Below are 12,744 nucleotides of genomic sequence, written 5' to 3'. Positions count from 1 at the left end.
CGCTATTTGACCGATGACGCGGTCGGCGAACGGCGTTAAGCGCCCGCCATGATCAAGCGCGCACTCTCCGTCACCCGCGAGGACGATTTCGCCCAATGGTATCAGACCGTCATCGCCGAGGCCGACATGGCCGAGGAATCGGGGGTGCGCGGCTGCATGGTGATCCGACCCTGGGGCTACGGCATCTGGGAACGGATGCAGCGCCTGCTCGACGATCGGATCAAGGCGGCGGGGCATGAGAATTGCTATTTCCCGTTGTTCATCCCGCTTTCCTATTTCGAGAAGGAGGCGGAGCATGTCGAGGGCTTCGCCAAGGAGATGGCGGTCGTCACCCACCACCGGCTGATCGCCGACGGCAAGGGCGGGCTGATGCCCGATCCCTCCGCCAAGCTCGAGGAGCCGCTGGTCGTGCGCCCCACATCGGAGACCGTGATCGGCGCCGCCTTCGCGCGCTGGGTCCAGTCGTGGCGCGATCTCCCCGTCCTCATCAACCAGTGGGCGAACGTCGTCCGCTGGGAGATGCGCACGCGCATGTTCCTGCGCACCAGCGAGTTCCTCTGGCAGGAGGGCCATACCGCGCACGCGAGCGAGACCGAGGCGCGCGAGCACACGCTCAGGATGCTCGAAGTCTATCGCAGCTTCGCCGAGGAGGATCTGGGCCTTCCCGTCGTGGCGGGCGAGAAACCCGAGCATGAGCGTTTCCCCGGTGCGGTCGCGACCTATTCGATCGAGGCGATGATGCAGGACGGCAAGGCGCTGCAGGCCGGCACCAGCCATTTCCTCGGCACCAATTTCTCGGAGGCGCAGGGCATCCGCTTCCAGAACGCCGAAGGCCAGTTGGAACTTGCGCAGACGACCAGCTGGGGCGTCTCCACTCGCATGATCGGCGGCGTCATCATGGTGCATGGCGACGATGACGGCCTGCGCGTGCCGCCGCGCATCGCGCCGCACCAGATCGTCATCGTGCCGATGCTGCGCGACGCGCCCGAGGACGCCGCGATCGTCGATTATTGCGACAAGCTCGCCGGCGTGCTGCGCGGCCTGCACGCGTTCGGCGAGCCCGTCCGCGTGCTGTTCGACAAGCGCGCGGTCAAGGCAGCGCCCAAGCGCTGGGGCTGGGTCAAGAAGGGCGCGCCGATCATCGTCGAGGTCGGCGGGCGCGACGTCGCCGGTGGCAACGTCTCGGTGGTCCGCCGCGACCGGCTGTACCGTGAGGATGGCAAGCTCGACAGCGCGATCGTCGCGCAGGCGGATTTCGTCGCCGATGCGGCGGAGATGCTGGTCGAGATCCAGCACGGGCTGTTCGCCGAGGCCAAGGCTCGGCTGGAGGCGAACATCACCCGCGGCGTCACCGATTTCACGGGAATCGAAGCGGCGTTCGCCGAGGGGAACAAGGCCCCCGGCTGGGTCGAGATCGCCTGGTCGCGCCCCACCGGCGCGGCGCTCGACGCGGTGGTCGAGCGGCTGAAGGATTTGAAGCTTACGATGCGCAACGCCCCGCTAGACGGCGGCCCGGTCGAAGGCGCCTGCCCGCTCACCGGCGAACCCGCGGTGGAACGCATCCTGATCGGGCGGTCCTACTAAATCCTCCCTCGCGAAGCGGGGGAGGGGGACCGCCAGCCGACGGCTGGTGGTGGAGGGGGCTCGCCGCGAGTGCTCCGCATTTCCCCTCCACCAGCCTTCGGCTGGTCCCCCTCCCCAGACAATCTGGGAAGGATTTGAACTCCGCTGCCATTCATGCGTAATTCTCCCACCCTTTGGGAGACACATCATGCGCCGCATCACCCTCTTCGCAGCCGCGCTCGCCGTCGCCGCCCCGGCGATCGCGCATCACGGGTGGAGCTCGTACGACGAATCGAAGCCGATCACCCTCACCGGCACGCTGACCAGCGTCAGCTGGGCCAATCCGCACGGCAGCGCCACCATGCGCTGGCAGGGCAAGAGCTGGGACGTGATCCTCGCCCCCACGTCGCGGATGGACGCGCGCGGGCTGACCGAGGCGATGATCGCGCCCGGCCAGCGGATCAGCATGACCGGCTATGCCCGCCGCGACGGGACGCCTGAGATGCGGATCGAGCGCGTCACCGCCGCCGGAAAGACCGTCGAGCTGCGCTGATCGCGTGGAGGCGATTGCCATCTGGCTCGACGCGGCGGGGCTGCGCGCCTTCGCCGGCGGCGCGAACTATCCCTGGATCAATAGCATCCACCTGCTCGGGCTGGTGATGTTGGTCGGCGCGATCGGCATGGTCGATCTGCGGATCGCCGGCGCGTGGCGCGGGCTGCCGATGGCCGCGCTGTCGCGCGCGCTGACGCCCGTCGCGATCGTCGGCCTCGTCATCCTCGCCGCCAGCGGATTGCTCCTGTTCGCCGCCGACGGCGTCGCGCTGGCGCGATCCGACACCTTCCAGCGAAAGCTTGTGCTGATCGCCCTCGCGCTCGCCAACGCCGTCGCCTTCCGCTGGATCTGGCGGCGCGGGATGGGCGACTGGGGCGACGTCGCGCCCACGCCCGCGCGGATCATGGCGGCGGCATCGGTGCTGCTGTGGCTCGCTATCGGCCTCCAGGGGCGGCTGATCGCCTATAGCTGAGCGGCTTGCGGGTGAGGGCGGCGTGCGCGACAACCGGCGCATGAAAGCCCTCTTCACGCTCGCCGCCATGCCGCTCCTCACCGCCGCCGCGTCGGGCGATCCGGTGGAGGCGGTGTCGGAGCGCGAATTGCGCGCCGGCGTCGAACGCCTGGTCGGCTTCGGCACGCGCCACACGCTGTCCAGCCAGACCGACGCCAGACGCGGCATCGGCGCCGCGCGGCGCTGGGCGGAGGCGCGTTTCCGCAGGATATCGAAGGATTGCCGCGGCTGCCTTCAGATCGCGCTCCCCGAAAAGATGGTCAGCGGAGACCGTATTCCCGCACCCGTCCGGCTGGTCGATGTCGTCGCCATCCAGCGCGGGACCGAGCGGCCGGGCGAGGTCGTCATCATCCAGGGCCATATCGATTCGCGCGCGTCCGGCGCGATGGACGCGGAGAGCGACGCGCCCGGTGCCAACGACAACGCATCGGGCACTGCCGCGGTGATCGAGGCGGCGCGGGTGCTGTCTAAGCAGCGCTACCCCTCCACCATCGTCTATGCCGTGCTCTCGGGCGAGGAGCAGGGACTGTACGGCGGCGCGCTGCTCGCCGAATGGGTCAAGGCGCAGGGCTGGACGGTCAAGGCGGTGCTCAACAACGACATCATCGGCGGATCGCGCGGCAGCGACGGCAAGGTGGACGACGCCACGGTGCGCGTCTTCTCCGAAGGCCCGCGCGCCGATGCGACGCCGGAGATCACCGCGAACCAGCGGCGGCGCGGCGGCGAGAATGACAGCCCCTCGCGCAATCTGTCGCGCTTCGTCGACGTACTTGCGGACCGCGCCAAGGTGGGTCTCGACGTCCGCCAGATCTGGCGCACCGACCGCTTCGGACGCGGCGGCGACCATTTGCCGATGCTCGCGGCGGGCATTCCCGCGATCCGCCTATCGGTCGGGATCGAGGATTACGACCACCAGCATCAGGACCTCCGCACCGAAAACGGCCGCAAATATGGCGACACCATCGACGAGATGGACTTCGCCTATCTCGCCAGGGTGACCCGGCTCAACGTCGCCGCGCTCGACCATCTCGCCCGCGCGCCGATGCCACCCGCGTCCACGGTAGAAGGCGCGGTCAAACCCGACACAACGCTCGCCTGGACGGCGGTGCCGGGCGCCGCGAAATACATCGTCCGCTGGCGGGAGACCGACGCCAATCAGTGGCGGCACGCGGTCGAACTGCCCGGAACCGCGACCGGCCATGTCCTGACGGGCGTGCGCGTGGACGACTGGGTGTTCGGCGTGTCGTCGGTGTCGGGGGAGGGGGTGGAGAGCCCGGTGGCATCAGCCGTGCCGGGCGGGGCGTTTGCACCCATCAACCCCTGAACTTCCTTACCAAGCCGTCACCCCGGACTTGTTCCGGGGTCCATCTCTCCACCCTGCAAGGGCGCGCTTGGGGCGCGATGGATGCCGGAACAAGCCCGGCATGACGGTTGTGGTAGAGATTCAACCCTTCACCACCACCCCCACATGCGCCTGGCCGCGCGCCTCGGCGAGCTTCACCTGCCGGTGCCGCTCGGCATAGCCCGCGCGCTGCGCCTCGTCGCGCGCGCCGTGGCAGGCGGGGCAGGCGACGCCCTCCTCGTAGAGCGGCGAGGCGCGGTCCTCGGGGCTCACCGGCATCCGGCAGGCGCGGCACAGGCTGTGGCTGCCTGGGGCGAGGCCGTGGCCCACCGCCACCCGCTCGTCGAACACGAAGCACTCGCCCCGCCAGCGGCTCTCCTCCGCCGGCACCTCCTCCAGATATTTGAGGATGCCGCCTTCGAGGTGATAGACCTCCTCGATCCCCGCGGCCTTGGCGAAGGCGGTCGCCTTTTCGCAGCGTATCCCGCCGGTGCAGAACATCGCCACCGGCCGGCCCTCCAGCTCGGCGCGGTGCGCGCGGAACCAGGCGGGAAAGTCGCGGAAGCTCTTCGTCCGCGGATCGACCGCGCCGGCGAAGCTCCCCACCGCCACCTCGTAATCGTTGCGCGTGTCGATCAGGATGGTGCGCGGATCGCCGATCAGCGCGTTCCAGTCGGCCGGCTTCACATAATGGCCCGCGCCGGTCAGCGGATCGATGCCGGGCTCGCCCATCGTCACGATCTCGCGTTTCAGCCGCACCTTCATGCGGTGGAAGGGCATCGCCGCCGCCGACGAATATTTGACCTCGAGATCGGCGCAGCCCGGAAGGCCCCGTATATGCGCCACCACCGCCTCGATCGCCTCCGCCGCGCCGGCGATCGTGCCGTTGATCCCCTCGCGCGCCAGCAGCAGCGTGCCTTTCACGCCTCGCGCCTCGCACAGGTCGAGCAGCGGCCCGCGCAGGCCGGCCGGATCGTCGAACCGCGCGAAGCGGTAGAGCGCGGCGACGCGGATCACGGCTTCGTCCACCACGCCTCGATTTCGGCCGCCTCGGCCTCGCTCAGCACCAGCCCCAGCTTCGACCGCCGCCACAGCGCATCCTCCGCGCACCGCGCCCATTCGCGGTCGCGCATCCAGCTGAGCTCAAGCGCGGTCAGCCCGCCGCCGAAGCGCTTGCCCATGCCCGCCTCGTCCGTGACGCCCTCAAGCATCTCCACCAGCAGCGATCCATAGGCGCGCGCCATCCGATCGGTGCGATCGCCCAGGAACGGCCATTTCTCGCGCGCCTGATCGATGAAATGCGCCAGATCCGGGATCATCCCGCCGGGCAGCACGCGCGCGCGGGTGTGCGGCTGGAACTCGGCGCCGAGCGGCGCGGCGATCTTCTCCACCGCCTCCTGCGCCAGGTGGCGCGCGGTGGTGATCTTGCCGCCGAATACGGAGAGCAGCGGCGGCCCGGCCTCGTCGAGTTCGAGCACATAATCGCGCGTCACCGCCTTCGCCTCGGCCTCGCCGTCGTCGTAGAGCGGCCGCACGCCCGAATAGCTCGACACCACGTCGCGCGGCGCGATCTGGCGCACGAAATGGCCGTTCACGGCATCGCACAGATAGGCGATCTCCGCGTCGCTAATCCGCGCGTCCCCCGGCGTCTCGACCGGCACGTCGGTGGTGCCGATCAGCGTGAAATCGCCGTGATAGGGAATGGCGAAGACGATCCGCCGGTCGGCGAGTTGCAGGATATAGGCGTGCTCCCCCTCGTACAGCCGCGGCACGACGATATGGCTGCCCTTGACCAGCCGCACGCCCGCCGCCGCGTCGACGCCCAGCCGCCCGACCGTCTCCGCCACCCACGGCCCCGCCGCGTTGACGATCCCGCGCGCGGTCACCTCGCGCCCGTCGGACAGCGCGGCGCGCCACACATCGCCCTCGCGCCGCGCGGAGACGAGTTCGGTCCCCACCGCGATTTCCGCGCCGTGCGCCGCCGCGTCCATCGCGTTGAGCACCGTCAGCCGCGCATCGTCCACCCAGGCATCGGCATAGACGAAGCCCGATGCGCCGCCCTTCAAGGGTTCGGAATAGGCGGTGTCGCCCGCGCGCAATCCCCGCGCGCGGGGCAGGCTGCTCCGGCCCGCGAGCGTGTCGTACAGCCACAGCCCGGCGCGGACCATCCACCAGGGGCGCACCGCATTCTCCTGCGGCAGCACGAAGGTCAGCGGGGTGACGATATGCGGCGCGGCGGTCAGCAGCCGCTCGCGCTCGACCAGCGCTTCGCGCACCAGGCCGAACTCGTAATATTCCAGATAGCGCAACCCGCCATGGATCAGCTTGGTCGATTTGGACGAGGTGGCGGAGGCGAGGTCGCCCTTCTCGACCAGCAGCACAGACAGATGGTTCAGCGCCGCCTCGCGCGCGATCGCGCAGCCGTTGATGCCGCCGCCGATGATCAGGAGGTCACAGGTCACACCTGCGCCCTAACAACTTCCGTCGCCCCTGCGAAGGCAGGGGCCGCTGGATTGTTTGCCCAATGCACTGCCACAAACGCAGCGGCCCCTGCCTTCGCAGGGGCGACGGTAAAGGGTGACGGCGTAAGCTGCAGTCCCTATCTCTTTGTCATGAAGCGAACCCCCGGCTTGCCATCCCGGCAGCAAATCCTCGATTTCATCAGCACGTCGGACACGCCCGCCGGCAAGCGCGAGATCGCGCGCGCCTTCGGCCTTTCCGGCGCGGACAAGGTGGCATTGAAGGCGCTCTTGAAGGACATGGCCGATGAAGGGCTGATCGACAGCGCTCCCGGCCGCGCCTTCCACAAGATGGGCGGGCTGCCCAAGGTGACCGTGCTGCGCGTCACCGATGTCGATGATGGCGGCACTATCTGGGCCGCGCCCGAGCGCTGGGAGGCCGAAGGCGTCCCCCAGCCGCGGCTGCGCGTGCGCGAGAAGGGGAAGAAATCTGCGCTCGGTGTCGGCGACCGCATCCTCGCCCGCACGGAGGAGGCCGGAAAGGGCTGGATCGCCCATCCGATGAAGCGGCTCGCGCGCGGCGAGGAGCTGATGCTCGGCGTGCTGCATGAGGAAGCCGGCCGGATGTGGCTGCAGGGGATCGAGAAGAAGGACCGCCGCGATCTGCCGGTCTCTGACGCGGGCGGCGCGGGGGCGGGCGACCTGGTGCTTGCGGAGAAGACCGGCCGCCCGCCGCGAATCTCCGCGCGCGTCACGCAAATTCTCGGCGATCCGATGGCGCCGCGCAGCTTCTCGCTGATCGCGATCCACAAATTGGGCATTCCCAATGTGTTCGGAGAGGATGTTCTGGCGGAAGCCGAGCGGGTGGCGAAGCTCAAAATCCTCCCCACGCGAAGCGGGGGGAGGGGGACCGCCCGCAAAGCGGGTGGTGGAGGGGGCGTGCCGCAAGAGGTGCCGCCTGAGGCCAACCCCCTCCACCAGCCTTCGGCTGGTCCCCCTCCCCGTGCCGGGGAGGATGGGCGCGAAGACCTCCGCCACCTCCCCATCGTCGCGATCGACCCCGCCGACGCGCGCGATCACGACGATGCGGTGTGGGCAGCGCCCGACGACGACCCCGCGAACAAGGGCGGGTGGAAGGCGATCGTCGCCATCGCCGACGTCTCCTTCTACGTCCGCCCCGGCTCGGCGCTCGACAAGGAAGCGCGCAAGCGCGGCAACAGCGTCTATTTCCCCGACCGCGTCGTCCCGATGCTGCCCGAGGAGCTGTCCGCGGACATCTGCTCGCTCAAGGAAGGCGAGGACCGCGCCGCGCTCGCCTGCCATATGACGATCGGCAAGGACGGCCAGATCAGGAACTGGCGCTTCACCCGCGCGGTGATCCGCGTGGCGGCGAACATCGCCTATGAGGACGCGCAGGCGATGATCGATGAATCGTCGCCCCCGCACAGGCGGGGGCCGCAGGCCGATATCGAATCGCCTGCTGCCCGCGGCCCCCGCCTGCGCGGGGGCGACGAGATATTGCAAGCCCTCCTCCCCCTCTGGGGCTGCTGGCGTGCGCTCTACAAGGCGCGCGAGAAGCGCGAGCCGCTCGACCTCGACCTGCCCGAACGGCGCATCGTGCTGGACGAGAAGGGCCGCATCCTCTCGGTCGCGCCCAGGGAGCGGCTCGATGCGCACAAGCTGATCGAGGATTACATGATCGCCGCCAACGTCGCCGCGGCGAAGGCGCTGGAGGCGAAGAAGGCGCCGGTCATGTACCGCGTCCACGAGCCGCCGAGCCGCGAGAAGCTGGTCGCGCTGAAGGATTACCTCAAGACCTTCGATCTGGAGCTGGCGCTGGGCCAGGTGATCCGCCCGGCGACCTTCAACCGCGTGATCGAGCGGGTGGGCGAGGCGGACCACAAGCCGCAGGTGATGGAGCAGGTGCTGCGCACCCAGACCCAGGCCTATTACGGGCCGCAGAATCACGGCCATTTCGGGCTGGCGCTGGGCAGCTATGCGCATTTCACCTCGCCGATCCGCCGCTATGCCGATCTGATCGTCCACCGCGCGCTTGTCGGCGCGTACGGGCTGGGCGAGGGCGCGCTCTCCGCCGAGGATGCGGCGAACATGGAGCGCGTCGGCGAGATGATCTCCACCCTCGAACGCCGCGCGATGGAGGCCGAGCGCGACACGATCGACCGCTATGTCGCCGCCTATCTCTCCGAACGCGTCGGCGAGGTGGTCGAGGCGCGGATCACCGGCGTGCAGAATTTCGGCTTCTTCGCGACGGTCGAGGGCGTCGGCGGCGACGGGCTGGTGCCGGTGCGCGACCTCGGCCGCGAATATTTCCGCTTCGACGAGGCGACGCATAGCCTGACCGGGGAGGAGAGCGGCGTCGCCTTCACCATCGGCCAGCGGCTGGAGCTGCGCTTGGCCGAGGCCAATATCGTCTCCGGCGCGCTCCGCTTCGAGCTGCCCGAGGGACGCGGCGGCGCGCTGCCGCCGCCCAGGGACCGCAAGGACCGCAAGCGCCCGATCAAGCGCCGCGGCCGCCCCGCCAATATCCGCCACGATGGGAAGAAGCGCTGAATGCCCAAAGAAGCCGAAGCCACCGTCGCCCGTGCGCGCCGCCGCGTCATCCGCCACTTCACCGACGCCAACGCGACGCGTCCATCGCGCGCCACCGCCTATGAGCCGGCAAGCGGCATCGATGAGCGCCAGTTCGCCCGCCTCGTTCATCTCGGCGTGATCGAGGAGACCGGGCCCGGCCTCTACTGGTTCGATCGCGCGATGTTCGATCAGGTCGAGGGCAGGAACCGCCGCAACACCGGCATCGCCGTCGGCCTCGCCAGCGCCGTCGCGGTCGGCGCCTTCGTCTGGCTCAGGCGGCGTGCGAGGGCGGCGGCAAGCAAGGACTGACATCAGCCCTGGGGCGGAACCAGGACCGACATTATCCTTGGGGCGGACCAGGACCAACATCAGCCCTGGGGTGAAATCAGGACCGACAGTCCCCGTCGCCCCTGCGAAGGCAGGGGCCCATCCGAACAAGCCAAGGGCCTCGGCGCCGGCGGGAAGGGGAGATGGGCCCCTGCCTGCGCAGGGGCGACAGGAGACCTGATCCATAAAGATCTTCGTCAACCCTGATCCACAAAGATACCGTCACCCCGGACTTGTTCCGGGGTCCATGTCTCCGCAAGCGCCGCAGAGGCTATTCTTGCGGCACGCTCGACCCCCGGAACAAGCCTGTCCCGAGCCTGTCGAAGGATCGGGGGTGACGGGGGCTAGGGATGCACCGCGAAGCTCAGCCCCGCCTTCGCCTCCAGCCGCCCGACCAGCGGTTCGGCCATGATCCCGCCCGGCGTCCAGATGCCGCCGTTCCCTTCGACATCCTCGATCAGGCAGCGCGCGCTTTCGGCGATCATCTTGCTGGTCGATCCGTAGCCGGGATCGCGGTCGCCCTTGACGGTGACGCGCACCTCGTCGCCGCCTTCGACCTCGCCGATGAACTGGACCTCGTAGAAGCCGCTCTCGCGCTCCTCCTTCGACGGGCCTTCGCCGGGCCTGGGGCCCTTGTCGCTCGCCAGCGGGTTGAACTTCTGCAGCGCCTCGGCCGCCGCGCGGCCGACTTCGCCCAGGCCCGTGACCATCATCTCGTCATAGCGGAAGTCCTCGCCATAGGCGTGGCCGAGCAGGAAGTTGGTGCGGTGGACGTTCTTGGTGTTGATCGGCGCCATGATGAACGGCGCGACCCATTTGCCGACGCTTTCGTCGACATGCGGCAGCATCCCCATCGGCTGGGCGGGGCCGTCGAAGCCGGGGGTGAGCGCGAACGGGTCGGTCAGCAGCTTGACCAGCGAAGGGTTGCGCGCGGCGGCGGCCATCGTCGCCTTGAGGCTCGCCGCGGTGCCGCCGGAAAAGCCGCCCTGCATCGCCATCACCCGGCCCTTGACCCGCGCGGCGGGCTTGCCGTGGCGCTCGCGCGCGACCTGCTGGAGCTTCCACACGCCGAGATCGAAGGGGATCGAATCGAAGCCGCAGGAAAAGACGATGCGCGCGCCCGATGCGGTGGCCGCGCCCTCATGCGCGTCGATCATCTCGCGCATCCAGGCGGGCTCGCCGCACAGATCGACATAGGCCGTGCCCGACGCGGCGCAGGCGGCGACGAGATCGCTGCCGTAGAGCTGGTAGGGGCCGACCGTGGAGATGACGACCTTTGCCCGCTCGACCATCGCCCTGAGGCTGGCGGGATCGTCGGCGTTGGCGGTGATCAGCGGAGTCCCGGCCGGCGCGCCGACAGACGCGCGCACCTCCTGCAATTTGGAGAGGGAGCGCCCGCCCATCGCCCAGTTGGTCGCGCCCGATCGCGCGAGATACTCGGCGACGAGGCGCCCGGTGAAGCCGGTCGCGCCGTAGACGATGATGTCGAAATCGCTCACTGGTCATCCTCCGTCACCCCGGACTCGTTCCGGGGTCCATCTCGCCATTTGCGAGAGCGTAGCTTGGGGCACGATGGATGCCGGAACAAGTCCGGCATGACGGATGTGAGACCTACGCCGCCTCCGCGCCGAACTGCAGTTGCGCCAGCCGGGCGTAGAGCCCTCCCGCGGCGCTCAGGCTGGCGTGGTCGCCCTGTTCGACGATGCGGCCCTCGTCCATCACGATGATGCGTCCGGCGGCGCGCACCGTCGCCAGCCGGTGGGCGATAACGATCGTGGTGCGGCCCTCCATCAGCCGCTCGAGCGCCGCCTGCACCAGCCGCTCGCTCTCGGCGTCCAATGCGCTGGTCGCCTCGTCGAGCAGCAGGATCGGCGCGTCGCGCAAAAGCGCACGGGCAATCGCAAGTCGCTGCCGCTGCCCCCCCGACAGCCGCGCGCCGCCTTCGCCCATGAAGGTGTCGAGCCCTTGGGGCAGCTTCCTCAGGAACTCGGCGGCGTTGGCCGCCTCCGCGGCGTCCCACAGCCGATCATCGCTCGCGTCCCATTCGCCGTAGCGCAGATTGTCGCGTGCTGACGCGGCGAAGATCACCGTCTCCTGAGGGACCATCGCGATGCGCGCGCGCACCTCGGCGGGATCGGCGTCGCGCAGCGGCACGCCATCGACGCTGACCACGCCTGCCTGCGGATCGTAGAAGCGCTGGACGAGCTGGAACAAGGTCGACTTGCCCGCGCCCGATGGGCCGACCACCGCGACGGTCTCGCCCGGCGCGACCTCCAGGCTGAAATCGACCAGCGCGGAGACCTCGGGCCGCGTCGGGTAGCGGAAGGCGACATGATCGAAGCTGACGCGGCCGAGCGGCGGCTGGGAGAGGGGAACCGGATTGGCCGGCGCGGCGATGCCGGGCTGCTCGGCGAGCAGTTCGGCCAGCCGCCCGGCAGCGCCCGCACCGCGCAGCAGGTCCGAATAGACCTCGGTTAGCGCGCCGAACGCACCTGCGACCAGCGCCCCCGTCAACAGGAACGCGCCGATCGTGCCGCCCGACAGGTCGCCCTGCGACACCTGCAGCGCGCCTTCCCACATGACGAAGGTGATCGCGCTGAAGATCAGCGTGATGACCACCCCAGTCATCATCGCCCGCAGCCGGATCCGCCGCCGCGCGGTGACGAAGGCGCTGCCGACCGCATCGGCGAAGCGGCGCGTCTCGCGTCCCTCCTGGCCGAACGCCTGGACGACCTTCATCGCACCCAGCACCTCGTCCACCATCGCGCCGACATCGGCGATGCGATCCTGGCTCTGCCGGCCCATGTCGCGCAGCTTGCGGCCGATCACGACGATCGGCACGATGACCAGCGGAATGCCGATCAGCAGCCGCGCAGCGAGACCGGGCGCGAGCGCGAACAAGTAGATCACGCCGCCCACGCCCATGACGACGTTGCGCAGCGCGATCGACATGGTCGAGCCTACCACCTGCTCGATCACCGATGTGTCGGCGGTCAGCCGGCTGGCGATCTCACCGGGCCGATTCTCCTCGAAATAGGAGGGGCTGAGGCGCAGCAGATTGGCCTGCACCGCGGCGCGGACATCCGCCACCACCCGCTCGCCCAGCCAGGAGACGAAGTAGAAGCGCAGCGCGGTCGCGATCGCCAGCACGACGACGATCAGCAGCAGATAGTGGAACCAGCGGCTGATATCGCCGTCTTCGCCGGCAAAACCGCGATCGATCACCAGCCTGACGCCGTTGGGGATGGCCAGCGTCGCCGCGGCGGCGACCAGCAGCGCCAGCCCGGCCGCGGCGATGCGCCCCGGATAGCGGATGGCGAAGCGCCAGACCATGCGAAGATTGCCGAGCTTGCGTGACGGCGGGGCGGCGGATTCTGCCATGAACGCGCGCCTAGCA

General features: G+C 69.3%; 10 protein-coding genes. 6 read left to right on the top strand and 4 right to left on the bottom strand.

What is annotated here, in order from left to right:
- The first annotated feature begins 48 nt into the window (after window positions 1-48).
- The 4 genes from D1610_RS04995 (at window position 49) to D1610_RS04980 (ending at window position 3,951) form a co-directional block, all read left to right on the top strand.
- The gene (locus D1610_RS04995) at window positions 49-1,584 is read left to right on the top strand and encodes an aminoacyl--tRNA ligase-related protein (RefSeq protein WP_118863067.1); all 1,536 of its coding nucleotides are present in this window, start codon (window positions 49-51) and stop codon (window positions 1,582-1,584) included.
- 187 nt (window positions 1,585-1,771) lie between these two features.
- Window positions 1,772-2,116, top strand: a complete 345-nt coding sequence (locus tag D1610_RS04990; RefSeq protein WP_118863066.1) for a DUF6152 family protein — start codon at window positions 1,772-1,774, stop codon at window positions 2,114-2,116.
- A 4-nt stretch (window positions 2,117-2,120) separates the two neighbouring features.
- Window positions 2,121-2,588: a DUF6644 family protein gene (locus D1610_RS04985; RefSeq protein ID WP_118863065.1), complete on the top strand. Its 468-nt coding sequence runs from the start codon at window positions 2,121-2,123 to the stop codon at window positions 2,586-2,588.
- A 40-nt stretch (window positions 2,589-2,628) separates the two neighbouring features.
- A complete protein-coding gene (locus D1610_RS04980) occupies window positions 2,629-3,951 on the top strand; it encodes a M28 family metallopeptidase (protein ID WP_118863699.1) in 1,323 nt (440 codons plus the stop codon).
- A gap of 120 nt (window positions 3,952-4,071) precedes the next feature.
- On the opposite strand, the gene trhO is transcribed toward D1610_RS04980, so the two are convergent.
- Both trhO and glpD read right to left on the bottom strand, forming a co-directional pair.
- A complete protein-coding gene (gene trhO / locus D1610_RS04975; RefSeq protein ID WP_118863698.1) occupies window positions 4,072-4,986 on the bottom strand; it encodes an oxygen-dependent tRNA uridine(34) hydroxylase TrhO in 915 nt (304 codons plus the stop codon).
- On the bottom strand, window positions 4,983-6,431 hold the full coding sequence (glpD, locus tag D1610_RS04970) for a glycerol-3-phosphate dehydrogenase (RefSeq protein ID WP_118863064.1): 1,449 nt from the start codon (window positions 6,429-6,431) through the stop codon (window positions 4,983-4,985). Before glpD ends, trhO begins: the two co-directional genes overlap by 4 nt.
- Before the next feature lie 150 nt (window positions 6,432-6,581).
- Here glpD and D1610_RS16980 point away from each other — a divergent pair, with 150 nt between their 5' ends.
- The gene (locus D1610_RS16980) at window positions 6,582-8,999 is read left to right on the top strand and encodes a ribonuclease R family protein (protein WP_182466704.1); all 2,418 of its coding nucleotides are present in this window, start codon (window positions 6,582-6,584) and stop codon (window positions 8,997-8,999) included.
- The gene (locus tag D1610_RS04955) at window positions 9,000-9,329 is read left to right on the top strand and encodes a hypothetical protein (RefSeq protein ID WP_118863063.1); all 330 of its coding nucleotides are present in this window, start codon (window positions 9,000-9,002) and stop codon (window positions 9,327-9,329) included.
- Window positions 9,330-9,691: 362 nt separating this feature from the next.
- Here the strand turns inward: D1610_RS04955 and D1610_RS04950 are convergent, their stop codons facing one another.
- Both D1610_RS04950 and D1610_RS04945 read right to left on the bottom strand, forming a co-directional pair.
- On the bottom strand, window positions 9,692-10,846 hold the full coding sequence (locus D1610_RS04950; protein ID WP_118863062.1) for a saccharopine dehydrogenase family protein: 1,155 nt from the start codon (window positions 10,844-10,846) through the stop codon (window positions 9,692-9,694).
- 112 nt (window positions 10,847-10,958) lie between these two features.
- Window positions 10,959-12,728, bottom strand: a complete 1,770-nt coding sequence (locus tag D1610_RS04945; RefSeq protein ID WP_118863061.1) for an ABC transporter transmembrane domain-containing protein — start codon at window positions 12,726-12,728, stop codon at window positions 10,959-10,961.
- Window positions 12,729-12,744 lie beyond the last annotated feature (16 nt).

Source organism: Sphingomonas gilva, assembly GCF_003515075.1.
In the GTDB taxonomy this organism is placed as follows: Bacteria; Pseudomonadota; Alphaproteobacteria; order Sphingomonadales; family Sphingomonadaceae; genus Sphingomonas; species Sphingomonas gilva.
The sequence above is the reverse complement of the archived record's forward strand: the minus strand, read 5'-3'. Positions and strand labels throughout refer to the sequence as shown.